Here is a 24,657-nt window from a genome sequence, read left to right as displayed (position 1 = left end):
CCTCAAGATATTAAGAAAACTTTCTAGGAGTTATTATGTTTGTTGTTATTTTCGGTCGCCCAGGGTGTCCATATTGTGTTCGTGCAGTCCAAGTTGCAGAGCAGCTTACTGAAAAACGTGATGACTTTAAGTTTAAGTATGTTGATATTCACGCTGAAGGGATCAGTAAAGCAGATCTTGAAAAAACAGTCGGTAAGCCAGTTGAAACTGTACCGCAGATCTTTGTCGACCAAGAGCATGTTGGCGGTTACACTGAGTTTGAACAGTATGTAAGAGACAACAATTTAATGCCTGCCGCATAATTTCCTGCTTAAAAAATGTCCTTAAAGTGTAATACCGATCAGGTAAGCCCAATATAATTGGTTGACCGCTCTTCAAAATCCAGTACATACTCTTGTTTGTGCTGGATTTTTTAATGTAACTTTCTAAAGCTTTAGCATGTAGCTCTATCAACCGTCCTACCGAGTTCGACAATCTTAAAAAGCTTCTTTGGCAATAGCTTATTCCCAGTGGCATACAATCCAATGGTGTCACTCCCCTTAAAAAGCGAAAATCACCTATGAAATTTTTGATTTCGACTGTTATCGGTATTGCCTTATTTCGGAGTGAGTCAGTTAGACAACGGATTAATAAGCTGCATATGCTCCTAACAAATGAAGTCGATTATGTTGTCCGAAGCGTCGTCACTCAAGCAAGAATGAAAAGGCCTAGTTTACTAGAGAGGCTAAGGAAGTACGCTTACTCACTAAAACAAAAAGGAAAGACACTGTAAATCATCACATCACTCACAGAGGCAATGCGCTATCCATCAGGTGAAATCGTTGATTTATATGCACTTGATGGGAGATAGAACCGAGATACACACAGGTGAAGCAGTACATGCTTGAAACTTGATTTACACTCAGAAGTCTGCTTCCAGAAATAATTATGCAGGAGTATTGGGGAGCTCTGATTACGTATAAAATACTGATATGTTAATGGTATTGATGGAGCACTCATCAACAGGGGGCTTCCCGAACCAATTGAGTTTTAGAGAAGTGTCGTCGCATATTCTGAATCTATCCCAACTTCGTAGCGAGTCTCCCAGCAATATCCCTAAGTAATGATATAAAAGAAATGCAAAACAGTTTGTTTTAGAGATAAAAGGGAGCGTGGTTACCCTAGAGTGTTGAAGCGTTCGAAGGAGCGATCCCATAAAAAAGAAAGCCGTTCACGTTAAGTGAACGGCATTAGCCTTGAGGCAACTTTTTTAACGCTTTACAGCGTAACTAAAGTGGGCAACTAGAGTACATACTTCACAGAGAAGATAATACGGTTCAACTCACCTTCATCATTACTCTCTTTGGTATTTTGCGCGTACATATATTCAACGCCCACGGTAAGTGGCTTAATTGGTGAATATAATAAGTTGATGTAACCTGAATAAGAATCTTTATTTACAGCTTCACCGGTCAAACTAACGTCATTATCTGCAACAAAACCTGATGCAGTGATACTTGAACGCAATTTGTCATTCCACCAGTGGCGATATGAAATATAACCGCCATACGAGCTAATGGTTTCGATGTCGCCATTGGCATCTAATACACCAGCGTTAGCATAGTTAAGAGCCATATAACGACCTAAACCATCACCGTAAGTGGCCGACATTTTAATATCGTCGTTGCCAACGGGGATCACACCAGTAAAGCTCACACCATAACCAAATTTAGATGCATCAATGTCATCTTGTTCGACATTTAGCTGCCGCGCAATACCTGCAAAGGTAAAGGCCATGCCATCTTGGGTTTTCATGTTATAGCGGGCTACAAAGTCTGGTACAAAGCCACTGCCACTGGTGATACGGGTACCTGTTTGGTAACCGTTTACCGTGGTTTCAGGGTTTTCAGCTGAGAACTGAAATCCACCATTGGTGTAGCGAACCATTGTTTGACGTACAAACGGTGTACCTTCAGCAGCGCCAACAAAATCTAAGTTTTCAGGTAGGGCTCCTGGATTTTGGAAAGTCGTCCACATTTGGCCTGCAGCCCAGTTATCATAACTAACAAATGCTTGGCGAATACGTGGAGAATAACTGTTTGAGACACGTTCGTTACCATCACCATGTGTCATAAAGTCGAGTGAAATAAACCCAACTAATTTGTGACCATCCATGTCTGTGGTCGTTTTAAAGTTAAAACGTGACTCACGAGCATGAAAATCGACGACTTGCTTACCATTAGTGGCATCACCGTAAATGGTGCCAGGTACATAAAATTGACGAGATAAAGCGCCAGAATCCGGAGCACCATTGCTGTAATCACTGAACATCACATCAGTTTTTACATAACCACCAAATTTAAAGTCAGTATCTGCTTGTACATTGACACTCATTGTTGCCAAAACTGCTGCACTTAGAACACTCAGTTTTACTTGCTTCATTCCCTTTCTCCAAATTTTTTATTATCCATATGAAATATGACGGAGTTAATAGCAAGACTACATTAGCAATAGGTCCATTAGACAAAGGTAGCGCACCTTAATGCTTTCAAACCAGCTCCGTATATGACGGACTTCATCTTAGCCAATAATTGCGCAAAGTGTTAATCAATATAGGTTTATGTTCTCAAAAACACACACTTTTATGAGCTAGATCAAACAGCAATTTACAGTATGTAAGTCAAAGTAAGTAGATGTAAATTATATGGAAAAACAGGTGGTGACATGTGAAGTAACTGTACTGTATAGGCAACAAGTAAGCAGTATCCTCACAACCAATTTTAGGAACTGATTATTTTCTAAGGTGTATGCTTTATATGCTGGGGAGTTCTGCTATTTTTAACGCGAAATGAAAAATAAAATGAATTGATCCGCTCTACGGATGGAGACAAACAGAAGATTAACTATTTAAATGCTTATTTAAGGAAGGATTACGCAATAGAAGTGGTGGGCCGTGAAGGATTCGAACCTTCGACAAATTGGTTAAAAGCCAACTGCTCTACCAGCTGAGCTAACGGCCCATCTTGGACTATCTTTTCTGATTTTATCTACTTAACGCAGATCCACTATCAGAAGTGGTGGGCCGTGAAGGATTCGAACCTTCGACAAATTGGTTAAAAGCCAACTGCTCTACCAGCTGAGCTAACGGCCCATCTTGGACTATCGTTTCTGATTTTATCTACTTAACACAGATCCACTATCAGAAGTGGTGGGCCGTGAAGGATTCGAACCTTCGACAAATTGGTTAAAAGCCAACTGCTCTACCAGCTGAGCTAACGGCCCATCTTGGACTATCTTTTCTGATTTTATCTACTTAACACAGATCCACTATCAGAAGTGGTGGGCCGTGAAGGATTCGAACCTTCGACAAATTGGTTAAAAGCCAACTGCTCTACCAGCTGAGCTAACGGCCCATCTTGGACTATCTTTTCTGATTTTATCTACTTAACGTAGATCCACCATCAGAAGTGGTGGGCCGTGAAGGATTCGAACCTTCGACAAATTGGTTAAAAGCCAACTGCTCTACCAGCTGAGCTAACGGCCCATCTTGGACTATCTTTTCTGATTTTATCTACTTGACGTAGATCCACCATCAGAAGTGGTGGGCCGTGAAGGATTCGAACCTTCGACAAATTGGTTAAAAGCCAACTGCTCTACCAGCTGAGCTAACGGCCCATCTTGGACTATCTTTTCTGATTTTATCTACTTAACATAGATCCACTATCAGAAGTGGTGGGCCGTGAAGGATTCGAACCTTCGACAAATTGGTTAAAAGCCAACTGCTCTACCAGCTGAGCTAACGGCCCATCTTGAACTATCTTTTCTGATTTTATCTACTTAACATAGATCCACTATCAGAAGTGGTGGGCCGTGAAGGATTCGAACCTTCGACAAATTGGTTAAAAGCCAACTGCTCTACCAGCTGAGCTAACGGCCCATCTTGGACTATCTTTTCTGATTTTATCTACTTAGCGTAGATCCACCATCAGAAGTGGTGGGCCGTGAAGGATTCGAACCTTCGACAAATTGGTTAAAAGCCAACTGCTCTACCAGCTGAGCTAACGGCCCATCTTGGGTACAACTAATATCGTTTACAAACCATTTAGATAAACTAGAATAGTTTGCTTAGATACCCTCTGAAAGACGGTGTCTCTCTGAGGGCGCCTATAATACCTTTTTCAGTTGCTCATGCAAGTGCAATTTCTTCATTTTTTATCGTTTGCATGAAAAACAGCCTAAGAGATTGTTTTTTGAATAAATCACAATCAAAGTGCTGAAAGTTGCTGCTGTGCAATGCGTGCTGCTGCACTGTTTGCATACTCATTAACAACTTTTAAGTAATAGGCTTTAGCTGTAGATTTATCACCGGTCTTTTCAGAGATCATCCCTAGCTTGACTAAGCTTTCGCCACGTTTGCCAGAATCCTTAAATTTATCCACCACAGTTGTAAATGCTTTTGCAGCATCAACAAACTCACCTTTATTATAAAGTAGCTGACCTAACCAATAGTTAGCATTAGGAGCATAGCTAGAGTTTGGGTATTTATCTATGAATTGAGCAAATGCAGGAATAGCAGCTGCATACTTTTTCTCTTTCAATACTAGGTTTACCGCTTGTTCATAGCTGTCTGTTTCACCCAAACTAGAACTGACCGTGATACTACCATTATCATCTGTAACCATCGCGGGGGCCGCTGGCTGAGTTGAAATGTTAGCAATATCTTCATAAAGCTGGCGCTGTCTTTGCAACATCTGCTCTATTTGATATGACTGCTGCTCACTGAGCCCTCTTAAATCAAGCACCTCTTGCTGCAAGGCTTCAAGACGCTGTTGCATTGCAAATTCAGTTTGCTGCTTTGCTTTTACTATTCGCTCTAGACGAGCCACTCTATCATCATTAGAGCCACCAGCAACATCCTCAACAGGAGCGGGTGCAGCATGTGCTACACCCGCTAGGATAATTGCCGCTGATATCACGGCGTATTTCATAGGGTAAACCTTTTACCTAAAATTAATATACAAGTACGGCACGACGGTTTTTTGAAAAACCATCATCTGTGCGGCTAAGATCCATTGGCTTCTCTTCACCATAGCTTACAATACCCATTTGGCTAGGTTGTACACCCATGCCTTGTAAGTATTTAGCCACAGCTTTAGCACGGCGCTCGCCTAGTGCAATATTGTATTCAGGTGTGCCACGTTCATCGGCATGCCCTTCAATCATTACGCGAACATTTGGGTGTGCTACAAGGTAGTCACCATGTGCTTCTAATATTTCAGCAAATTGTTGCGATACTGAACTGCGGTCAAAATCAAAATAGATGATATGCTCTTTTCTTAACTCTTGATACTTAAGTTGTTGCTGTTCAGCAGGAGTCAGTACCGGTGCTACGCCACCTGTTTCAACACCATTGCTCACAGTTTCACTCGTCGTTGACCCTGTAGAACTAGTTGCATCTGTTTCAGACTCAGAAGTCGAGCTACAGGCACTGATAGCCATAATAGGAAGTACGACTAACATCGCTTTAAATAGCTTGTTCAGATCCATTTTTTAAATCCTTAATCTTTTTTATTTAGTTAGAGAAATGGCGACCAAGAAGGTGATTTAACTTCACCTTGACCAACGGGGAATCTGGCCTTAAACCGTCCATCCATAGACACCGCCGCTAAGACTTGTTTACCTTGGTATGTTGTTCCATATATTACCATAGTGCCATTTGGCGCTATGCTTGGTGATTCATCGAGTCGTGTTCTAGTTAATACTTGCATTGAGCGGCTTTCAAGATCCATTCTTGCGATATTGAATTTACCGTTAGTACGATTAACAAATACAATGCTGCGTCCATCCGGTGCAATTGAACCGCCAAGGTTCCATTCGCCTTCAAAAGTAAGACGACTTATTTTACCTGTATCTAAAAATACTCTGTAGAGTTGTGGTCGACCGCCCCGCTCTGACGTCACGAGCAATGACTTACCGTCTGGGAACCACGAGGACTCAGTGTCAATCGCATAATGGTTAGTAATGCGTTTTAGCGCACCGGTCTCAATATCAACAACATAAATATCTGGCTGACCATCTTTAGATAAGGTTAGCGATAATTTCTTACCGTCTGGAGAAAATACTGGAGCTCCATTTATACCATTAAAGCTGGTCACTTTTTTACGCGACTGGGTATATATGTTTTGAACAAAGACTTCAGCTTTACGGTTCTCAAAACTCACATACGCAAGTTGCTGTCCATCGGGCGACCAAGCAGGTGACATCAATGGCTCTGGAGAGCGCAATAACATTTGCTCGTTATAGCCATCATAATCAGAAATCATCAATTTGTATGGTGATTTTTCATTATGATTAACAACCACGTAAGCAATGCGGGTTAGAAATGCCCCGCGTATACCAGTAAGTTTCTCATAAACTATATCACTAATACGGTGGCCATACTGACGAAACTGCGCTGCAGTAATCACCGTTTCACGGCTTTCCATTAACACATTTTGTGGCGATTGCGGCCCCATACCCGATTCTAACTGTGCTTTAACCAAGTCAATCAGCTCAAAGCTCACTAAGTATTTATCGGCGCCATAAGGTTTCACCGATCCCATTACAACGGCCTCGGCAGGCTCAGCCATCCAAGCGCTCGTATCAAATTCTGCCAACGAACTAATATTACGCTGCGGTAAACGTAATTCATCTGTCGGATTAAACGTACCACTGCGGGCTAAATCAGACATAACTACATCTGAGATCTCAGATGGGATCGGCCCAGCCCCTTGCCAAACAAAAGGAATAACTGCGATTGGCCTTGCTTCGTCTACGCCATCGGTAATAACGATATCTAATGCAGCTTTTGCTGGCATACTACAAATTAGCAGGGTGACAACTAACCATTTCCCCAAAATTTTCATGTGATTCCTTTAATTGAACTCAGGTCGATAAATAATATTTAACTCTTTCAGCTTGTCATATACTGCAGGCTCACTCGACATGGGGAGCTTCTGCAAACGCTGAATGGCGGCTTGTGTGGCAGAACATAATGCAGGATCACCTTCTACGATCCGATTTGACGTTACAAACCCATCCTTGGCCAAACGAACCGATACTTTACAACTCTTATTACGCATCGACTCTTCTTTACGTACATTGCGTGCAATAGTGGCAATAATCATTGAGGTATAACGCTGGACCTCACTCATGACTTGTTTATTACGGGTTTGCGACAAAGCAGCTTGCTCCGATGCGAGCGCATCTTGCATCATTTGCTCTTGTTCTAGGCGCGCTTTTTCTTCGGCTCTGCGTTTACGCTCTGCTTCAGCCTTACGCTTACGCTCTTCTTCAGCTTTACGTTTACGCTCTTCTTCCGCTTTTTTAGCTGCAGCTTGTTCAGCTTTCAACTTATCAGCCGCTTTTTTAGCAGCAACTTCAGAAGCTTTACGCTCTTTCTCTTTTTGCTTACGCGCGAGTTCAGCTTGTTCAGCTTTCTTTTTCTCTTGCTGTTGTTTTAACTTCGCAGCCGTTGCAGCAGCGTTAGCTTTTTGAGTTTCGAGCTCTTTTTGCTTACGTTGTTGCTCTAGCTTTTTAATTTTTGCTTGTTCTCTTTCACGCTCTTTACGTGCTTCACGAACGCGTTTATCGGCATCATCTTGACGCGCTTTTTCTTTACGCTCAGCTTCACGCTTTTGCGCCTTTAACTTTTCAACATGTTTATCAACCAATTTCTGATCAACCACCACCGCTTGCACCGCTGGTGCACTCGCTTGGGGTTGTGCCATTGGCTTAGGTTCTGTCGAAAAATCAATACCAAGGGCGAGAATGGCAATAACACCAATGTGGATCCCTGCCGAAATAGACAGTGGAATAGTCAGTTCAGCTTTAGCTGTCACTATTTTTCCTCCGGCGAATCGGTCATTAAGCCAACCGACGGTACACCTGCCGCTTGCAACGACACCATCAGCTGAATCACTTTTTCATAGGTAATGGAGCGATCAGCTTTAACCACCACAGGACGTTCTGGCTCAAGTTGGATAATCGCCCCAACTCTAATCGCGACATCTTCAAGTTCAAGCACTTCTTTGGTGCTTGAGCTACCCGCATCTAAATAGTAATAGCCCATGGCGTCGATTGACGCCACAACCGGCGGCTTACTATCTGCCGGTAACGTCTCGGCTTCACCTTGCGGTAAATCAACCTTTACCCCTTGGGTGACAATGGGTGCGGTCACCATAAAGATAATCAAAAGTACCAGCATCACATCGATATAGGGCACCACATTGATTTCAGCAACCGGACGCCGGCGCTTCCTTTGGTAGCCTTGTTGCATTATCTATGTTCCTTTTCACTGTATGCTTGACGATGCAAGATACTGGAGAACTCTTCCATAAAGTTGGCGTATGACATTTCAACCTTTTCAACTTGGGTTGAAAAACGGTTGTATGCAATCACTGCCGGAATCGCAGCAAAAAGGCCCATTGCGGTGGCAATCAGTGCTTCAGCAATACCAGGGGCAACCATCGCTAAAGTGGCATTTTCTACTGCACCAAGCGCAATAAATGAGTTCATGATCCCCCAAACGGTACCAAACAAACCAATATAAGGGCTGGTTGAGCCAATAGTTGCTAATAATGGTAGATGGGTTTCAAGCTTTTCCATTTCTCGAGACAGTGATACCCGCATAGCCCTCGAGCTACCATCCATAACGGCTTCAGGCACGCGGCCATTAAGTTTACTTAACCGGGAATACTCTTTAAAGCCGGTCACAAACAAGGACTCAAGGCCTGAATTATTGTCTTGTCGAGCTAGCAGCTCTTGATAAAGTTTATTAAGGTCGACACCAGACCAGAATTTGTCTTCAAATTTCAGCGTATCTGTTTTCGCTGCATTCAATAATTTACGACGCTGAATAATCACAGCCCACGACATAATTGATAAACTCAACAAAGTCAGCATGACAAGTTTGACTAACAGACTTGCTTGTAAAAATAATCCAATAAAAGAAATATCAGCTTCCACCGTTAAACTCCTGGGCAATATTTTGGGGAATGGCTTGGGGTCTCATACGTGACAACGCAATGCAGGCAACTAAGATTTCAGCCTCACAATACGTTTCACCCTGCTCATCAATTAACCGTTGTTTAAACACCAACGACACTTTCTTAAGTTGTATGACCTCGGTTTCAACAATAAGGTTCTGTTCAAAACGAGCGGGTTTACAAAAATCGAGTGCAGCACGCTTAACCACAAAGGCTGTATCATCTGCAAGCAGTGCCGCCTGACTTACGCCCATAGCCCTCAACCACTCCGTTCGAGCGCGCTCAAAAAACTTTAAATAATTTGAGTGATAAACCACGCCACCAGCATCGGTATCTTCATAATATACAGAAATGGGCCAACGAAACATAAAATCAGATCGCCAATTAATTAGATAAAATAAGAGGACTACTATACCTAGCCAGTTTGCAATTGTGAATGGGGAGATGTGATTAGCTATACGGTTCTGGATAAAATATCGTTAATGTTCTTAAATCATTATTGCATATAGTTTTCATGCAAGAAAAAGGGAAGCCTTAGCTTCCCTTCTAAATTGAACTCATTAAAACTTACTGCGTAATTTTTGTTGGTATATCTAAACCAAAGTTATGCCATAAAAAGCTATAAATATCGGCAAATTCATCAATCTTCATCGCCGTAGGTTTACCCGCACCATGGCCGGCATTAGATTCTATACGCATAATGACAGGTGCCTCGCCCTGCTGCTTTTCTTGCAGTAAAGCGCCAAATTTAAAGCTGTGCAGCGGTACAACCCGGTCATCATGATCGGCTGTCATAACCATTGTCGCCGGATACGACTGTGCGGTAACGTTGTGGTATGGAGAATATGCTAGAAGCGCTGGGAACTGCTCGGCAACATCAGCGCTACCGTATTCGCTAGTCCAAGCCCAACCAATGGTAAACTTGTGGAATCGTAACATATCTAATACACCAACCGCAGGGAGTACGGCGGCAAACAACTCCGGACGTTGCGTTAAGGTCGCCCCCATCAATAAGCCACCATTACTACGACCATAGGCTCCAAGTTTAGTGCTGTTGGTGTAATTTTCGGCAATCAAATATTCTGCTGCTGCGTAATAGTCATCAAATACGTTTTGTTTTTTATCGAACATACCCGCTTGATGCCAACTTTCTCCATATTCTGCACCACCACGAAGGTTTGGCACGGCGTAAATTCCGCCCATATCCATCCAAGCTATGTTCGCAGGACTAAAGCGTGGTGTTAACGAAATCGCAAAGCCGCCGTAAGCATATAGTAAAGTGGGGTTATTACCCTCTTTTTTCATACCCTTTTTATACGAGATCATCATCGGAATTTTGGTGCCATCTTTACTGGTATAAAATACCTGTTCAGAGGTGTAATTCTCAGGGATAAATGACACTGATGGTTTCGAATAAAGCGTCGACTCACCGGTTCTAAAATCAAACTTATACGTAGTTTGCGGCTGGGTGTAACTATTATAAACATAATAGAAATAGTCTTTACTCCGCTTGCCATAAGGACCTGCAACTTTACCTTTACCAGGCAAGGTTACATCTTGGCGTTTAATGCCATTCATACCGTAAATTGATAATTTGCCTAGTACGTCATGTAAATAACTCACCACTATATGGTCATTCACTATCGCAATATCATTGATGGGATCATTGACCTCCGGAATAATGGTTGTCCAATTTTCCTTCGCACTGTTGTTTACATCAATGGCAATGACTTTTCCGTTTGGTGCTTGATAATCGGTTTTAAAATAAAACATCGATTTGTCGTTACCTATAAAGCTATATTCAGCTTCAAGATCAGCAATAAGCTCCACTACTTCAGCTTGTGGGTTGTTTAAAGGCTTATAGAAAAAGCGATTGCGGCTGTCGGTACCTTGTGAGATATAAAGCAATAAATAGTCGCCTTTATCTGTAACTTCAATACCAAAACCCCAATCTTTGTTTTGCGGTCGTTGGTATACTAACGTATCAGCCGACTGTTCAGTGCCTATTTTATGGAAGTATACCTTCTGGTTAAAATTGACATCAGCCAGTGCATTGCCACCTTTAGGTGCATCGTAACGAGCATAATAAACACCGCTGTTATCAGCATTCCAAACTGCACTAGAAAATTTAATCCATTGCAACTCATCTGCTAATTTTTTACCGCTAGCAATATCGACAAAGTGCCATGTTTGCCAATCAGAACCCGAATTCGATACACCATATGCTAATGTTTTACCGTTGTTGCTAACCGATGTGCCCGATAACGCAACCGTTCCCTCTGCTGACAACGTATTGGGATCTAACAATACTTTTTCGCTGCCTTTAGCATCTTTGACGAATAAAACAGACTGGGCTTGCAAACCATTATTGCGATAGTAAAAAGTATTCGTGCCCTTTTCTTCTGGAGCTGATATTTTTTCAAAATTCCATAATTCGGTGATGCGTTCAACAATAGCCTGTTTATTTTCAATACCGGCTAGATATGCATTACCTGCTTGCTGTTGTTGCTTAACCCATTGATGTGTTTGTTCGGACTCAACTTCTAAATGGCGGTAAGGGTCAGCAACTTGAACACCATGTAGGGTATCAACCACAACCGCTTTACTTTGCGCCATGGTGTCACTAAGTGGTTGCTCAACAGTGGGAGATTGGCACCCCGCCAACATCATGCCTAAACCGACAGCCAATAACGGACTTTTGCTCCATGAAGCATTCATTTGCATTTTATATTCCTGATTAACGAATCCAAATCTTACTAAAGTAAGTGGTATTTCTTTTACTTTAAGGCACATAAGCCAATTTAAGTATGCACTATACAAATTAAAAAAAATCAGCGCAAAAATAAATTAAAACGTAATTAAGCACTTACTGTTTTACTAATGTTAATTATCTACCAGTACTCATTAGTTATATAAGCAGTAACCATCACCAAATTTGTGATACAGATCTCACTAACCAGTCCAAAACCGTTAAATGTACTAGGTTAGACCAATGGTTCGCATTAAAAAAACTAATGCTAATGTGGAAATATTCTAGTTTGTCAGTTAACTAGGCTGACACTATAATTCGTCTCGTTTTCAGGAAGTGTCTGCCTAGCAGATATGGAAACAAGAACTCGTAAACTTTGGTGGTTATCCACGGAAGTTTCATCCCTGGTTCTAAGCTTGACTTCCTTCCTTCAATTTGTTGATTGCAATACTATTTTTTGCAGCCCGCTGACTTCGTGTCCGCGGGCTTTTTTTTATCTTAAATTTGCAAAAAACCAAATATAAAAAAAGCCCTGACATGGAGTCAAGGCTTCTAATGTATACAGGCTGTATTAGCATTACATTGGCTTACTTATCCTAATCACAACCCGACGGTTTCGAGCACGCTCTTCAATCGTTTGATTCGAGGCCACATGCCGACGCTCACCATGGCCTAACGTATGAATTCGACTTTGCTGGATCCCACTGGCCACAAATAATTGTTTAACACTATCAGCACGTTGTACCGAAACACTCTGATTTGCACTTCGACTACCGTAACTATCGGTATAGGCATCAATTAACACCAGTTCGACATTTGAATCATAAGCTAAGTATTCTTGAACTTTGCGGATCTGTGATTTGGCATACCGTGTTAACTCCGTGCCACCGGTCTCGTAAGTTAAAACAGTAAATGCAATGTCTTCAAATGAATAGGGCAATAGCGTTGATAAACACGACTTAAATTGCGCGTATTGACGAGAAAAATTCACCGCCGACAACCCCACTGCCACTTTGTTGGTTTGGTTGTACCAATCAGCATAATAAAAAGTGGGTTGCATACCGCTTTCAAGCTCTGCCAACATCGACCAAGCCGCATTACGCGGAACTTCACCGCTAAAATATTTCTGATAGGTGAGCTCAGTTATCTCTTTTGACAATACACCTGGTCGCCAAGCCGGCGCCATACTGATGAGTTTAGCTTCAGTGACTTGATCAGGCTTCACCCACATATCAAGCGTAAAGTTAAGGTTGTGGTCCTTACCTGCAATACTGGTAAATACCGCTTTACCATACGAAGGAATATCATGCTCTAGGCGACACATCACCGGATTATTTCCACTAATGCGCCACTGCGACTCCTCTAATGAAGCTACATATTGCTTTAGATCTGCACGAGCAATGAATGGCAAGCATATTAATGTCGCAAAAAGAAGGCAAAGCCGCATAAAACTACTCTCTATAAATGAGTCACTTCTATGTATCGGCAAAGATATATCTTTCTTTAGCTCATAAAACAAGCAAACGAACATGACACTGATTATCAGTTAGCTCATAATAGGCGTCTGCTAACTTTTTGGATAATTTAATGACTGACACTTTCGACCCCAACAAATTGAAAAACCGCTTTAGAGGGTACTTCCCAGTGGTTATCGATGTTGAAACAGCCGGGTTCAATTCAAAAACCGACGCGCTATTAGAAATTGCAGTCACTATGCTAAAAATGGACGATGATGGTGTATTGGCTCTCGATAAAACGCTGCATTACCACATTGAGCCATTTGAAGGGGCAAACTTAGAGCCAGAAGCTTTAGCCTTTACCGGTATTGACCCAACAAATCCGCTGCGTGGCGCCGTTAGCGAAAAAGAAGCCTTTTTAGAAATATTCAAAGAGGTTAAAAAAGCGCAAAAAGCAGCAGAGTGTCATCGCAGTATCATTGTGGCACACAATGCGGCATTTGATCACGGTTTTGTAAGCCAAGCTATCGAGCGTAATAACTTAAAGCGAACGCCTTTCCACCCTTTTGCTACGTTTGATACCGCAGCCTTAGCTGGCTTAGCTATTGGGCAAACTGTATTGGCAAAAGCTTGTGCTATGGCGGGCATTGCCTTTGATAACAAAGAAGCCCATTCAGCCCTTTATGACACTGAGCGCACTGCAGAGCTATTTTGTTTAATTGTTAACCGCTGGAAGTCTCTGGGCGGCTGGCCTTACATTGCTGATGAAGCCGAAGTTGAGGCCGAAACAGAAGTTTAACTAAAAGCTGAAGCTTAAAGGTTATATTTGTTTATCACTATATTTAAAGCCGCAAATGTTGCGGCTTTTTTGTGCACAAAATTTAATAAACGACCATGTCCAAAATGTATACTTGTTTGTAATGGGCTAAATATAAGCAACGGCTGGAAAACATATTTTTACTGGCATATGTCTGCAAACCGGCCATCGGTGAATATTCTTACATCATTGGGGCTCAATTCAATTTCAAGCCCTCTACGACCTGCACTGACATATATAGTAGAGAAGTCATTTGCAGATTGATCTATCACGGTTTTGAGGCGTTTTTTTTGCCCAAGTGGACTGACGCCGCCTAACACATACCCTGTTACACGCTCGACATCCACCTTGTCAGCCATGACGGCTTTCTTTGCGCCCAATTCTTTAGCGAAGCGTTTCATACTCAACTGAGATGAAACCGGGATAACACCAACTGCGAAACTTTGTTCATCCAAAGCTACCACCAATGTTTTAAATACCCTAAGTTCTGAAACACTCATTTTTTTAGCGGCTTCGAGGCCATAAGATCCACTCGAGTCGTCATGTGAAAACTCATGAATTTGGTGTGGTACGCTGTTTTTCTTTACGGTAGTAATTGCGGGGGTCATTTCAAGCTCACTGTTATCACCTAATTGTATAAATTTCAGTCGTAATTGACTACAACATACACTCGCCATGACGATAAAGCTCTTTAAGCCACAAACTCTTTTAATGCTGAAAGTGCCAGATCTGCTTTAAAAGACTGTACAAAGATATGATCATGATAATACGCTGCAATAACGTTGGCGCTGATCCCTTTGTCAGCTAGCTTTGTTGATACCGCTGCCGTTAATCCAACAGCATCCAGGCTTGAATGAACCGTTAATGTAATTTGTCTAAATACGCTATCAAATTGCAACCCAGCATTTTGCGCTATCTGCTTTTCCAAGACTAAAGTTAAGCCTTCAGCTTCATAAAATGTGGCTCTCGGGTTTAGCCAGGCATAATCAGCCAATTGACCTGCAACGCTACAAAAAACAAACTCAGTATCGATGAGCTTCGGCTCCATTGACTTCAATAATTGCTCTAATTCTGTAATACCTGACAAGTTCCATCTCCAAATTACCCTGCAAATATCTTAGTTCACAAATCTTAGTCAGTATTATGGCAAGCATCAATGCTCTATTTATGACTTACGGGAGCTTGTATCGTGGTGTTACTAACGATACCTGAACTTAATCACTTAAAGACTTTGGCACATAAATGACTACAGAACAAAGCGCCTAACAAATCTCGTTTAATTGTTCCTATATTAACCCAGCGCGGCTGGTATCAAATCGTAGGCGCAAAAAAGCCGCGTTTAAACGCGGCTTTTCTAACAACTAACAATCAGCGACTAAATGCTAATGTTATAGCTGATCAGCGTTATCACTTAGGTAAGAAGCAACACCTTCTGTTGATGCGTCCATACCTTTGTCGCCTTTTTCCCAGCCAGCAGGACAAACATCACCATGCTCTTCGTGGAATTGTAGTGCGTCAACCATACGTAGCATTTCATCAACGTTACGACCTAATGGCAGATCGTTAACCACTTGATGACGAACTTGGCCTTCTTTGTCGATAAGGAAAGAGCCGCGAAATGCCACACCATCTTCTGGATGCTCTACGTCGTATGCTTTACAAATCTCGTGCTTAACATCGGCAACTAAAGTGTATTGAACTTGGCCAATACCGCCTTTGTCTACTGGGGTGTTACGCCATGCGTTATGTGTAAATTGAGAATCAATTGAAACACCGATAACTTCAACGCCACGCTTTTTGAATTCGTCCATGCGGTGATCAAATGCGATCAGCTCTGAAGGGCAAACAAAAGTGAAATCTAGTGGGTAGAAGAATAGAACGGTTGTCTTACCTTGAATTGCTTCTGAAAGATTGAATACATCGACAATATCGCCATTACCCAGTACCGCAGCCGCAGTAAAATCAGGGGCCGGACGGCCTACTAATACGCTCATTTTATTTCTCCATCTATGGATTGGTAAACACGCTTCTTATTTTATATCTAATGGCATTATAAGCAGTGTTATCGTTCATACAAGCTATTTGAGATCTATATCACTATATTTAAATATAGATATAACAAAAACCACACTTTTACAGGCATTCCACCTTATTTAGCATCATGCTTCTTACAGTCTGTTCGCAATTAACACTTAGACACAAAAACAACATAAATCTAATTCAAGATATCGCGCAGTGGTGCTGGACATAGAGGCTGTTTAAAGGCAAAAATAGTTCCAACTTTACACATAGAAAAGATTAACCAATTATGAACGCTGTCGTCATTGCCGTTTGCTTAATGCTTGGCTTAAGCCTTGCCCGAGTGAACGTTGTTATCGCGCTTACCATTAGCGCACTAGTTGCCGGTTTGATAGGTGGATTAGATCTGCAACACACCGTAGACGCTTTTAATAGCGGTTTAGGTGGTGGTGCCCCTATTGCGCTAAGTTATGCTTTGCTGGGTGCGTTTGCAGTGGCTTTGTCTCATTCAGGGCTAACTACACTTATCTCGAAGAAAATGATAGGTGCCCTAGGTAAAGAACAGTCTAGCCAAAATATAACAAGGGTTCGTTGGGCATTGTTATTAGCCATTCTTACGATGGCGATTTCATCACAAAACCTACTACCTATTCATATTGCCTTTATTCCGATTTTAATCCCGCCTTTATTGCACCTAATGACTAAGCTGTCGTTAGACCGCCGTCTAGTAGCATGTGTTATCACCTTTGGCTTGGTGACCACATACATGATTTTGCCGGTCGGTTTTGGCGGTATTTTTCTGAACGATATTTTACTGGCAAACCTAAATAGTAATGGCTTAGAAGCCGTTAGAGCTCAAATTCCACAAGCAATGCTGCTACCAGCATTGGGGATGATCACCGGTTTGTTGATTGCTGTGTTTATTTCTTACCGCAAACCAAGAGAGTATCAAGCAGAACAAGTCGAGACTACTGAGGTTGAAGAAGGCCTAAACAAAAAGAATATTGCCATTGCCATTATTGCCATTATTGCCACGCTTGCGACTCAGCTTTATACGGGCTCAATGATATTTGGTGCGCTAATTGGCTTTATGATATTTAGCTGTTCAGGCGCACTAAAGCATGTAGCAGACCAAGATGTATTTAACCAAGGCGTTCGCATGATGGCCAACATTGGCTTTATTATGATTTCTGCTGCCGGCTTTGCTGCTGTCGTTAAAGAGACGGGGGATGTAGGCACTTTGGTCACCTCACTCAGTGAGATTATTGGTGATAATAAAGCATTAGCTGCATTCTTGATGTTATTGGTCGGTCTGTTTATTACAATGGGTATCGGCTCGTCGTTTTCGACCATCCCCATTATTGCCACTATTTATGTACCACTCGCACTGACGTTTGGTTTCTCTGCGGCGGCCACGATTGCGTTAGTCGGTACTGCAGCTGCACTTGGTGATGCTGGCTCACCGGCATCAGATTCAACCTTAGGGCCGACCGCAGGGCTTAATGCTGATGGCCAACACGACCATATTCGTGACAGTGTTATTCCCACCTTTATCCATTACAACATTCCACTGTTAGTATTTGGCTGGATTGCAGCAATGGTATTATAGACTGGAAAATGAAGCATAAAAAAGGGAGCCGATAAAGGCTCCCTTTTTTGTAGTTCTTTATAAATTAAGAGGTTTACTTAGTACCAAATATTTTGTCACCAGCATCACCAAGGCCCGGTAAAATATAACCTTGCTCGTTTAAGCAGTCATCAATTGAAGCTGTGTAAAGTTCAACATCAGGGTGTGCTTTTTCAAGTGCAGCAACACCTTCAGGAGCCGCTACTAATACCAATGCTTTAATTGAAGTACAGCCACGTGATTTCAGCAGATCAATAGTTGAAATCATTGAACCACCGGTTGCTAGCATAGGATCAACCACTAGCGCGATACGGCTTGGCATGTCGCTCGCTAACTTTTCAAAATATGGTACTGGCTCAAGAGTTTCTTCATCGCGGTACATACCGACAACTGAAATACGTGCGCTTGGTACGTTTTCAAGTACGCCGTCCATCATGCCAAGACCGGCACGAAGAATAGGTACTACCGTCACTTTTTTACCTTTTATCTGCTCAACTTCAACAGGTCCATTCCAACCTTCGATAGTCACTTTCTCTGTAGCAAAGTCCGCAGTTGCTTCATAGGTTAATAGGCTTCCGACTTCTGCCGCTAGTTCACGAAAACGCTTAGTGCTCACGTCACCTTCGCGCATTAATCCAATTTTATGACGAACCAAAGGATGCTTAACTTCAACGACTTTCATCTTGTTCTCCTAATTTTATAACGTGTTTTTCACGGTAAATTTAAACGATTCTAGTAGATTTGTTCGCATAGGAAAACTTAAAGTTTCAAAAAGGAAGTAAATCGTGACCATCGTCGCTAACTTTATTGAAAAACTATGCTTTCGAGGCTACTAACAAGCTGTTAGAATAACGCCGCATAAAATCCTATAATAATACCCGTACCCGAGAGGATCTCCGTGAGCACTCCTACTACCCCACTAAGCTATAAAGATGCAGGCGTTGATATTGATGCCGGAAATGCACTAGTTAACAACATCAAGTCAGCTGTTAAACGTACCCGTCGTCCAGAAGTTATGGGCAACCTAGGTGGGTTTGGGGCACTTTGTGAGCTACCAACTAAGTATAAGCATCCAGTACTGGTTTCTGGAACTGATGGCGTTGGCACAAAGCTTCGCCTTGCGATTGACTATAAGAAACACGACAACGTCGGCGTAGACCTTGTTGCCATGTGTTCAAATGATTTAATTGTATCAGGTGCTGAACCGCTGTTTTTCCTCGACTACTACGCAACAGGTAAGCTTGACGTTGACGTTGCAACAGCCGTTGTAAAAGGTATTGCCGAAGGTTGTGTTCAGTCTGGCTGTGCTTTAATCGGTGGTGAAACTGCTGAAATGCCAGGCATGTATGAAGGTGAAGATTACGATCTAGCCGGTTTCTGTGTTGGCGTAGTTGAAAAAGAAGGCATCATTGACGGCACTAAAGTGCAAGACGGTGACGCGCTGATAGCACTAGCATCAAGCGGCCCACACTCAAATGGTTTCTCACTTATTCGTAAAGTATTAGAAGTCAGCAAAGCCGACCCAGCGCAAGAACTTGCCGGTAAGCCTTTAATAGACCATCTACTTGAACCTACAAAAATTTACGTTAAATCACTGCTTAAATTAATCGAGCAGCATGATGTTCATGCCATGTCGCATATTACTGGTGGTGGATTCTGGGAAAATATCCCACGTGTATTACCAGAAGATTGCAAAGCAGTGGTTAAGAGCGACTCTTGGCAATGGCCTGTCGTTTTCAACTGGCTAATGGAAAAAGGCAACATCACTGAGTTTGAAATGTACCGCACCTTTAACTGCGGTGTGGGTATGGTTGTCGCTTTACCCGCTGATAAAGTAACCTCAGCGCTGGCGTTATTAAATGCTGAGGGCGAAAACGCCTGGTTGATTGGTAACATTGCTAAGCGCAGTAATAGCGAAGAGCAAGTGGAGATCTTGTAATGTCTCAAAGCTGTCGCGTTTTAGTATTAATTTCAGGTAATGGAAGTAATTTACAAGCCATTATTGATGGTTGTGATGATAATGTCCAAGCTGAAGTGGTTGGCGTTATTAGTAACAATCCCGAAGCTTATGGGTTAATCCGCGCACACCAAAACGAAATTGATACCAGTTGCGTGATTGCTCACCAAGATGAAACAAGAAGCGAGTATGACGAACGATTATTAAGCGCTATTGAGCAATATCAGCCAGACTTAGTCGTTTTGGCCGGCTTTATGCGTATTTTAACGGATGAATTGGTCATGCGTTTTGAAGGGAAGATGCTTAACATCCACCCTTCTTTATTACCAAAATATACCGGTTTGCATACACATCAGCGTGCTATTGATGCCAAAGATGTTGAACATGGTGCGAGTGTGCATTTTGTCACGCCAAAGCTCGACTCTGGCCCAGTAATTTTGCAAGCTAAAGTCCCTGTTTATGAAGACGATACGGCAGAAGTCCTTGCCGAGCGAGTCAATGAGCAAGAACATGCTATCTACCCTTTGGTAGTTAAATGGTTTAGCCAACAGCGCTTAAAGATGCAAAATGGCGCAGCGGTACTTGATGGTAACGAGCTTGAGCAACATGGCTATGCGACCGACTAATCGCGGCGCCACACTTGTTTGAGTTTTACTGAGTTCCCCATAAAGGCGCATAATGCGCCTTTTTTATTGCCGCTAAAACATTACAACTACCATACAAGTTATCAGCGATACCAGCCTGAAATAGAACAGCTTTTTAAAGAGTAACCTACTGTTAATTTGTGCCTTTTTGCTACCTGCTAAATATGCTATAACTATAACTTCAATCAGACACAACATAAAAGCAACCTATGAAGCTAAAACTAGTTACCATATTATCGCTATGCCTACTCACTGTTTCCTGCAGTCATTTTATTAGCCATAATACATCCAAAAATAAGGTATCGAGTAGTTTGGTAGACTTTCTCTATCCCAACGATAACAGCCGCACAGAGCATCGCCCTGAGTTACCGACTCTAACTTTACCTGTGAAAATTGGCTTAGCCTTTGTTCCTTCTAAAAATTGGCAACAAAATGGGATGAGTAAAAACTTGCAATTAACGCTACTGGAAAGTGTCAAGCAATCGTTTCTCCAGTATGACTATATAGATCGCATTGAAATTATACCTAGCACTTACTTAAACGGTGGCGAAGGCTTTACAACATTAGAGCAAGTTTCAAGGTTATATGATGTCGATTTGATGGCACTAGTGTCATACGACCAAATAACGCAATCACATGAAAATAATGCCGCTCTACTTTATTGGACAATTGTAGGTATGTACGTGATCCCAGGTAATGAAAACACCATTCAAACATTTGTCGATACCGCGGTTTTCGATGTTAAAAGTCAAAAAATGTTATTGCGAGCACCTGGAATAAGTAAGCTAGAACAACGCAGTACAGCCATAGGAATTGACTCCACAATGACAGAACAGTCATTACAAGGCTTTGATATTGCTGTTAAGAATATGAATAGCAACTTACATACTGAATTGAAAACGTTTAAACAACGGGTAAAAGAAGAAAAAATAGCTAACGTTGAGCGAAGAGAAGGTTATAGTGGCGGCGCAATAAATGGTCTAATTATTAGTGGATTAATGCTTTTGTTGTGTATTCGCAGACGTACCTGGTAACTTTGCGACACCAAAGAAACACGATCAATAACGGCTTAAAGGGTTAACCTTTAAGCCGTTATTATTTTTAACTCTGATCTATTGCCATAAAAGTTTGTCAAAATAATCACCTAAGAAAACAATAAGAATATCTACAAACAAAACATTAAAGTTTGTATATAAAATTACAAAGAAGATTTAAGTTCTATTTCACCAGTCCCCCTCATTCAATAAACCAACTTGAGTTTATTGTGCAATAACAATAGTCAACGGCCTTCAATTTCCTACAATAAAATCTTTTGCATTAAGCAGTTACATTCCAATCAATTTTATCAAAGTGATGAGAGCATTAAGTAAAGCCACCCTGATTATTGGCATTGTCAAAATATGAGGAGCTTTTTATCAGACACCATGAATGCTCACTAGCACTAATCAGAGGAAAGGAGTATCTTCATTGTTGTATGTTTATTGCGCGCAAATAATGAACTGAGCATCAGCTTTGGTAAGCTGTTTAGCATTAATAGTCGAAAATACGACCAAAAACAGCCGTGGCGCGCTAAAAAATAACAAAGATGACAACCATTATCATATATCCAGTAAACACAGGAATTAACGGTTCAAAAATAAAGGAACGATACCAAAAGAGCCCCGAAAATCAACAAACAATAATTTATAACGCAAATCACCGGCAAAACTTGACCGAAAAACGCCATTCTAATGACGAATCCACAATCGTCGGTTTGTGCTTATTCATTTTCAATGGCAAAGTAAGTCGTAATTGAGATTAAGACTGACATTTTTTGGAGTAACCTATGTGTTCAATTTTCGCTATTTTAGATATTCAATCAGACGCGGTACCACTACGCCAAGTAGCACTTGAAATGTCAAAATTGCTGCGTCATCGCGGCCCTGATTGGTCAGGCATTTACAGCAGTGATAGAGCCATTTTGGCGCACGAACGTCTTGCCATTGTTGATATAGAACACGGCGCACAACCACTAATTAGTGAAGATCAGAACATTGTTTTAGCGGTTAACGGCGAAATTTATAACCATAAAGAGCTTAAAGCACAACTCGGTGATAAATACCGTTACCAAACCAACTCCGATTGCGAAGTGATTTTGGCGCTATACCAAGAGTACGGTACCGAATTTTTAGATATGCTCAACGGAATTTTTGCTTTCGTGCTTTACGATAAGTCTAAAGACACCTATCTAATCGGTCGTGACCATATGGGTATTATTCCGCTATATACTGGGCTCGACACTGAAGGCAACTTTTATGTATCTTCAGAAATGAAGGCACTTATGCCTGTTTGTAAAACGGTTGAAATTTTTAGCCCGGGTCACTTTTTATCAAGTGAAGTTGGTCAATTGACTCACTATTACCAGCGTGATTGGCGTGAGTTTGCTGCGGTTCAAAGCAACCCTGCCAGCAGTGAAGATGTGCGTGATGCACTTGAGGCAGCAGTTAAAAGGCAGTTAATGTCTGACGTCCCATACGGCGTGCTACTTTCAGGCGGGTTGGATTCATCGGTGATCTCAGCGATCACCCAAACATTTGCTAAACGACGCATTGAAGACGACGGAGAAACCGGTGCATGGTGGCCACAGTTGCATTCATTTGCTGTTGGCCTTGATGGTGCACCAGATCTGGTTGCAGCTAAAAAAGTCGCAGACGCGATTGGTACCATTCACCATGAAATCACTTTTACCTTCCAAGATGGTATTGATGCCATCAAAGATGTGATTTACCACCTTGAAACCTACGATGTCACCACGATTAGGGCTGCAACGCCAATGTATTTAATGGCACGTAAAATTAAGGCGATGGGCATTAAGATGGTGCTCTCTGGCGAAGGCGCTGATGAGCTATTTGGCGGTTATTTGTATTTCCATAAAGCGCCAAATGCACAAGCATTCCATGAAGAACTCGTGCGAAAACTTGATAAACTGCACTTGTTTGATTGCTTGCGAGCCAACAAAGCCATGGCAGCATGGGGACTCGAAGCCCGCGTTCCCTTCTTAGACAAAGAGTTTATGGACGTAGCAATGCGCATTAACCCCGAAGCTAAAATGTCTAAAAACGGTAAGATTGAAAAACACATTCTACGCGAAGCCTTTGAACACAAGTTACCTAAAGAAGTTGCATGGCGTCAAAAAGAGCAGTTCAGTGACGGTGTTGGGTACTCATGGATTGACGGCCTAAAAGAGCATGCTCAGGCACAAGTTGACGATTTGCAGTTAGCTAACGCGAAATTTAGATTTCCGTATAACACCCCAGAAACCAAAGAGGGCTACTTCTACCGCACATTTTTTGAAGAGTTGTTCCCATTAGTCAGCGCGGCAGAAACTGTTCCTGGAGGCAAGTCAGTGGCTTGCTCAACCCCAGAGGCGTTAGCTTGGGATGAAAGTCTACAAGGGATCATTGACCCATCAGGTCGAGCAGTGCAATCGGTGCATGACAGCGCCTACTAAAACTGACCGGTTAATAGTAAATAAGCCACTCAATTGAGTGGCTTATTTGTTGGTTATAAAGCAGTATAAAAACGCTATAACGCAGTAATCAATTCTGTACAGATAAATAATTCTGTTGCTCAATATCTACAATCTCAATGGTGACACTGTTTACTACGTTGGTAATAAGAGATATCGCCTCATATAATCGCGCCAGCAGTAACGCTTTTTGCTCTTCGTTGCGACCTGGCATCATCGCGATGTGTAAATGCACAAAGGTGTTTTCACAGTCGTCACCGACCCGAAAATGTTCAACAGACTGGGCCCGTGTTTTAATACTTTGAGGCTCAAATAACCCCGAATTTAGTAACGCCAAATGGCTGGCTTCGACTAAAGCTTCAATTGAAATGACGTGTTTTAATGGCTTTGCGTATTCGATAACACAATGTGGCATATTTTGCCCTTCTTATTGTTGGTTATTCATGACAGTGTTTGATGTTCAAGCAAACTTTTCTGACCATACAGCAAATTCATTGCCATTAGGATCAAGAAAGTAGAATCTGTGCCCACCAGGAAACGAAAATATGTCCTTGCTCACAATCCCACCTGCTGCGATGACTTGTTGTAATGTTTGCGTTAATGCATTGGAATAGAGTACGACTAAAGGTGAGCCTTTTATGAGGGTAAACTGCTGCTTTGAAGTATAAAATCCGCCGGTGATCCCCGCATTTAAAAAGCAAGAATAGTCTGGCCCATAATCAACAAAGTCCCAGTTAAAAACGTTGGTAAAAAAACGCTTAGTGCTCTGGATATCGTTAACCGGCATTTCCAAATAATTTATCGTATGGTGTGAGTTCATTAATGTTCCTGCATTCATAAACGGCTATTTATCCACCATAACATGTCCTAGCGT

Annotated in this window: 24 protein-coding genes and 9 tRNA genes; 8 read left to right on the top strand and 25 right to left on the bottom strand. The window is 41.9% G+C overall.

Features of this window, described 5'->3' with window-relative positions; genetic code table 11:
• The first annotated feature begins 35 nt into the window (after window positions 1-35).
• Both RGE70_RS06990 and RGE70_RS18585 read left to right on the top strand, forming a co-directional pair.
• On the top strand, window positions 36-302 hold the full coding sequence (locus RGE70_RS06990) for a GrxA family glutaredoxin (RefSeq protein WP_310470777.1): 267 nt from the start codon (window positions 36-38) through the stop codon (window positions 300-302).
• Between the two features lie 200 nt (window positions 303-502).
• A complete protein-coding gene (locus RGE70_RS18585) occupies window positions 503-772 on the top strand; it encodes a transposase domain-containing protein (RefSeq protein WP_445655074.1) in 270 nt (89 codons plus the stop codon).
• Between the two features lie 509 nt (window positions 773-1,281).
• Here RGE70_RS18585 and RGE70_RS06980 read toward each other — a convergent pair.
• The 19 genes from RGE70_RS06980 to RGE70_RS06890 all read right to left on the bottom strand — a co-directional run bounded on the left by RGE70_RS06980 (window position 1,282) and on the right by RGE70_RS06890 (window position 13,201).
• Complete coding sequence (locus RGE70_RS06980) at window positions 1,282-2,421, bottom strand: DcaP family trimeric outer membrane transporter (protein WP_310470776.1); 1,140 nt, start codon at window positions 2,419-2,421, stop codon at window positions 1,282-1,284.
• Between the two features lie 502 nt (window positions 2,422-2,923).
• Window positions 2,924-2,999 (bottom strand) — tRNA-Lys (locus tag RGE70_RS06975).
• Window positions 3,000-3,054: 55 nt separating this feature from the next.
• Window positions 3,055-3,130 (bottom strand) — tRNA-Lys (locus RGE70_RS06970).
• Between the two features lie 55 nt (window positions 3,131-3,185).
• Window positions 3,186-3,261 (bottom strand) — tRNA-Lys (locus RGE70_RS06965).
• A 55-nt stretch (window positions 3,262-3,316) separates the two neighbouring features.
• A tRNA-Lys gene (locus RGE70_RS06960) sits at window positions 3,317-3,392 on the bottom strand.
• A 55-nt stretch (window positions 3,393-3,447) separates the two neighbouring features.
• Window positions 3,448-3,523: transfer RNA gene (locus RGE70_RS06955), tRNA-Lys, on the bottom strand.
• Window positions 3,524-3,578: 55 nt separating this feature from the next.
• Window positions 3,579-3,654: transfer RNA gene (locus RGE70_RS06950), tRNA-Lys, on the bottom strand.
• A gap of 55 nt (window positions 3,655-3,709) precedes the next feature.
• Window positions 3,710-3,785, bottom strand: a tRNA-Lys gene (locus tag RGE70_RS06945).
• A gap of 55 nt (window positions 3,786-3,840) precedes the next feature.
• Window positions 3,841-3,916, bottom strand: a tRNA-Lys gene (locus RGE70_RS06940).
• Window positions 3,917-3,971: 55 nt separating this feature from the next.
• A tRNA-Lys gene (locus RGE70_RS06935) sits at window positions 3,972-4,047 on the bottom strand.
• 197 nt (window positions 4,048-4,244) lie between these two features.
• Window positions 4,245-4,967: a tol-pal system protein YbgF gene (ybgF, locus tag RGE70_RS06930; protein ID WP_310470775.1), complete on the bottom strand. Its 723-nt coding sequence runs from the start codon at window positions 4,965-4,967 to the stop codon at window positions 4,245-4,247.
• A 22-nt stretch (window positions 4,968-4,989) separates the two neighbouring features.
• On the bottom strand, window positions 4,990-5,526 hold the full coding sequence (gene pal, locus RGE70_RS06925; RefSeq protein WP_310470774.1) for a peptidoglycan-associated lipoprotein Pal: 537 nt from the start codon (window positions 5,524-5,526) through the stop codon (window positions 4,990-4,992).
• Between the two features lie 29 nt (window positions 5,527-5,555).
• Window positions 5,556-6,884, bottom strand: a complete 1,329-nt coding sequence (gene tolB, locus RGE70_RS06920; RefSeq protein ID WP_310470773.1) for a Tol-Pal system beta propeller repeat protein TolB — start codon at window positions 6,882-6,884, stop codon at window positions 5,556-5,558.
• Between the two features lie 9 nt (window positions 6,885-6,893).
• Window positions 6,894-7,859, bottom strand: a complete 966-nt coding sequence (gene tolA, locus RGE70_RS06915; RefSeq protein WP_310470772.1) for a cell envelope integrity protein TolA — start codon at window positions 7,857-7,859, stop codon at window positions 6,894-6,896.
• Window positions 7,859-8,296 (bottom strand): protein TolR, encoded by a 438-nt coding sequence (gene tolR / locus RGE70_RS06910; RefSeq protein ID WP_310470771.1) that lies wholly within the window; start codon window positions 8,294-8,296, stop codon window positions 7,859-7,861. The genes tolA and tolR overlap by 1 nt, the downstream gene beginning before the upstream one ends.
• Window positions 8,296-8,985, bottom strand: coding sequence for a protein TolQ (tolQ, locus tag RGE70_RS06905; protein ID WP_310470770.1), 690 nt, complete (start codon window positions 8,983-8,985; stop codon window positions 8,296-8,298). Before tolQ ends, tolR begins: the two co-directional genes overlap by 1 nt.
• Window positions 8,975-9,373 (bottom strand): tol-pal system-associated acyl-CoA thioesterase, encoded by a 399-nt coding sequence (ybgC, locus tag RGE70_RS06900; protein ID WP_310470769.1) that lies wholly within the window; start codon window positions 9,371-9,373, stop codon window positions 8,975-8,977. The genes tolQ and ybgC overlap by 11 nt, the downstream gene beginning before the upstream one ends.
• A 199-nt stretch (window positions 9,374-9,572) precedes the next feature.
• Complete coding sequence (locus RGE70_RS06895; protein WP_310472940.1) at window positions 9,573-11,621, bottom strand: prolyl oligopeptidase family serine peptidase; 2,049 nt, start codon at window positions 11,619-11,621, stop codon at window positions 9,573-9,575.
• 710 nt (window positions 11,622-12,331) lie between these two features.
• On the bottom strand, window positions 12,332-13,201 hold the full coding sequence (locus RGE70_RS06890) for a flagellar protein MotY (RefSeq protein ID WP_310470768.1): 870 nt from the start codon (window positions 13,199-13,201) through the stop codon (window positions 12,332-12,334).
• Window positions 13,202-13,341: 140 nt separating this feature from the next.
• On the opposite strand from RGE70_RS06890, the gene rnt reads away from it, so the two are divergent.
• The gene (gene rnt / locus RGE70_RS06885) at window positions 13,342-14,010 is read left to right on the top strand and encodes a ribonuclease T (RefSeq protein ID WP_310470767.1); all 669 of its coding nucleotides are present in this window, start codon (window positions 13,342-13,344) and stop codon (window positions 14,008-14,010) included.
• A gap of 158 nt (window positions 14,011-14,168) precedes the next feature.
• Here the strand turns inward: rnt and ybaK are convergent, their stop codons facing one another.
• The 3 genes from ybaK to RGE70_RS06870 all read right to left on the bottom strand — a co-directional run bounded on the left by ybaK (window position 14,169) and on the right by RGE70_RS06870 (window position 16,022).
• Window positions 14,169-14,636, bottom strand: coding sequence for a Cys-tRNA(Pro) deacylase (gene ybaK, locus RGE70_RS06880; protein ID WP_310470766.1), 468 nt, complete (start codon window positions 14,634-14,636; stop codon window positions 14,169-14,171).
• A gap of 83 nt (window positions 14,637-14,719) precedes the next feature.
• Window positions 14,720-15,115 carry an ACT domain-containing protein gene (locus tag RGE70_RS06875; RefSeq protein WP_310470765.1) on the bottom strand — a complete coding sequence of 132 codons (396 nt, stop codon included), beginning with the start codon at window positions 15,113-15,115 and terminating at the stop codon, window positions 14,720-14,722.
• A 301-nt stretch (window positions 15,116-15,416) separates the two neighbouring features.
• The gene (locus tag RGE70_RS06870) at window positions 15,417-16,022 is read right to left on the bottom strand and encodes a peroxiredoxin (protein WP_310470764.1); all 606 of its coding nucleotides are present in this window, start codon (window positions 16,020-16,022) and stop codon (window positions 15,417-15,419) included.
• 314 nt (window positions 16,023-16,336) lie between these two features.
• On the opposite strand from RGE70_RS06870, the gene RGE70_RS06865 reads away from it, so the two are divergent.
• Window positions 16,337-17,656, top strand: a complete 1,320-nt coding sequence (locus RGE70_RS06865; protein WP_310470763.1) for a Na+/H+ antiporter family protein — start codon at window positions 16,337-16,339, stop codon at window positions 17,654-17,656.
• Between the two features lie 73 nt (window positions 17,657-17,729).
• Here RGE70_RS06865 and upp read toward each other — a convergent pair whose 3' ends face one another.
• A complete protein-coding gene (gene upp, locus RGE70_RS06860) occupies window positions 17,730-18,356 on the bottom strand; it encodes a uracil phosphoribosyltransferase (RefSeq protein ID WP_310470762.1) in 627 nt (208 codons plus the stop codon).
• A 216-nt stretch (window positions 18,357-18,572) separates the two neighbouring features.
• On the opposite strand from upp, the gene purM reads away from it, so the two are divergent.
• From purM to asnB, 4 genes are all read left to right on the top strand, one after another.
• Complete coding sequence (gene purM / locus RGE70_RS06855; RefSeq protein WP_310470761.1) at window positions 18,573-19,613, top strand: phosphoribosylformylglycinamidine cyclo-ligase; 1,041 nt, start codon at window positions 18,573-18,575, stop codon at window positions 19,611-19,613.
• Window positions 19,613-20,257 (top strand): phosphoribosylglycinamide formyltransferase, encoded by a 645-nt coding sequence (purN, locus tag RGE70_RS06850; RefSeq protein ID WP_310470760.1) that lies wholly within the window; start codon window positions 19,613-19,615, stop codon window positions 20,255-20,257. The genes purM and purN overlap by 1 nt, the downstream gene beginning before the upstream one ends.
• A 227-nt stretch (window positions 20,258-20,484) precedes the next feature.
• On the top strand, window positions 20,485-21,309 hold the full coding sequence (rhlP, locus tag RGE70_RS06845; protein ID WP_310470759.1) for a rhombotarget lipoprotein: 825 nt from the start codon (window positions 20,485-20,487) through the stop codon (window positions 21,307-21,309).
• Between the two features lie 791 nt (window positions 21,310-22,100).
• On the top strand, window positions 22,101-23,765 hold the full coding sequence (gene asnB / locus RGE70_RS06840; RefSeq protein ID WP_310470758.1) for an asparagine synthase B: 1,665 nt from the start codon (window positions 22,101-22,103) through the stop codon (window positions 23,763-23,765).
• An 88-nt stretch (window positions 23,766-23,853) separates the two neighbouring features.
• Here asnB and RGE70_RS06835 read toward each other — a convergent pair whose 3' ends face one another.
• Complete coding sequence (locus tag RGE70_RS06835; RefSeq protein ID WP_310470757.1) at window positions 23,854-24,198, bottom strand: 5-carboxymethyl-2-hydroxymuconate Delta-isomerase; 345 nt, start codon at window positions 24,196-24,198, stop codon at window positions 23,854-23,856.
• 45 nt (window positions 24,199-24,243) lie between these two features.
• On the bottom strand, window positions 24,244-24,603 hold the full coding sequence (locus RGE70_RS06830) for a VOC family protein (protein ID WP_310470756.1): 360 nt from the start codon (window positions 24,601-24,603) through the stop codon (window positions 24,244-24,246).
• Window positions 24,604-24,657 lie beyond the last annotated feature (54 nt).

The sequence above is a fragment of the Shewanella youngdeokensis genome (assembly GCF_033180165.1).
In the GTDB taxonomy this organism is placed as follows: domain Bacteria; phylum Pseudomonadota; class Gammaproteobacteria; order Enterobacterales; family Shewanellaceae; genus Shewanella; species Shewanella youngdeokensis.
This window is presented reverse-complemented; position numbering and strand designations above follow the sequence as displayed.

What these genes read in the sequence shown, in the direction of transcription:
- RGE70_RS06990 (WP_310470777.1), top strand. Translation starts at nt 36, where the DNA reads ATGTTTGTTGTTATTTTCGGTCGCCCAGGGTGTCCATATTGTGTTCGT.
- RGE70_RS06980 (WP_310470776.1), bottom strand. Translation starts at nt 2,421, where the DNA reads ATGAAGCAAGTAAAACTGAGTGTTCTAAGTGCAGCAGTTTTGGCAACA.
- ybgF (WP_310470775.1), bottom strand. Translation starts at nt 4,967, where the DNA reads ATGAAATACGCCGTGATATCAGCGGCAATTATCCTAGCGGGTGTAGCA.
- pal (WP_310470774.1), bottom strand. Translation starts at nt 5,526, where the DNA reads ATGGATCTGAACAAGCTATTTAAAGCGATGTTAGTCGTACTTCCTATT.
- tolB (WP_310470773.1), bottom strand. Translation starts at nt 6,884, where the DNA reads ATGAAAATTTTGGGGAAATGGTTAGTTGTCACCCTGCTAATTTGTAGT.
- tolR (WP_310470771.1), bottom strand. Translation starts at nt 8,296, where the DNA reads ATGCAACAAGGCTACCAAAGGAAGCGCCGGCGTCCGGTTGCTGAAATC.
- ybgC (WP_310470769.1), bottom strand. Translation starts at nt 9,373, where the DNA reads ATGTTTCGTTGGCCCATTTCTGTATATTATGAAGATACCGATGCTGGT.
- RGE70_RS06895 (WP_310472940.1), bottom strand. Translation starts at nt 11,621, where the DNA reads ATGGCGCAAAGTAAAGCGGTTGTGGTTGATACCCTACATGGTGTTCAA.
- RGE70_RS06890 (WP_310470768.1), bottom strand. Translation starts at nt 13,201, where the DNA reads ATGCGGCTTTGCCTTCTTTTTGCGACATTAATATGCTTGCCATTCATT.
- rnt (WP_310470767.1), top strand. Translation starts at nt 13,342, where the DNA reads ATGACTGACACTTTCGACCCCAACAAATTGAAAAACCGCTTTAGAGGG.
- ybaK (WP_310470766.1), bottom strand. Translation starts at nt 14,636, where the DNA reads ATGACCCCCGCAATTACTACCGTAAAGAAAAACAGCGTACCACACCAA.
- RGE70_RS06870 (WP_310470764.1), bottom strand. Translation starts at nt 16,022, where the DNA reads ATGAGCGTATTAGTAGGCCGTCCGGCCCCTGATTTTACTGCGGCTGCG.
- RGE70_RS06865 (WP_310470763.1), top strand. Translation starts at nt 16,337, where the DNA reads ATGAACGCTGTCGTCATTGCCGTTTGCTTAATGCTTGGCTTAAGCCTT.
- upp (WP_310470762.1), bottom strand. Translation starts at nt 18,356, where the DNA reads ATGAAAGTCGTTGAAGTTAAGCATCCTTTGGTTCGTCATAAAATTGGA.
- purN (WP_310470760.1), top strand. Translation starts at nt 19,613, where the DNA reads ATGTCTCAAAGCTGTCGCGTTTTAGTATTAATTTCAGGTAATGGAAGT.
- rhlP (WP_310470759.1), top strand. Translation starts at nt 20,485, where the DNA reads ATGAAGCTAAAACTAGTTACCATATTATCGCTATGCCTACTCACTGTT.
- asnB (WP_310470758.1), top strand. Translation starts at nt 22,101, where the DNA reads ATGTGTTCAATTTTCGCTATTTTAGATATTCAATCAGACGCGGTACCA.
- RGE70_RS06835 (WP_310470757.1), bottom strand. Translation starts at nt 24,198, where the DNA reads ATGCCACATTGTGTTATCGAATACGCAAAGCCATTAAAACACGTCATT.
- RGE70_RS06830 (WP_310470756.1), bottom strand. Translation starts at nt 24,603, where the DNA reads ATGAACTCACACCATACGATAAATTATTTGGAAATGCCGGTTAACGAT.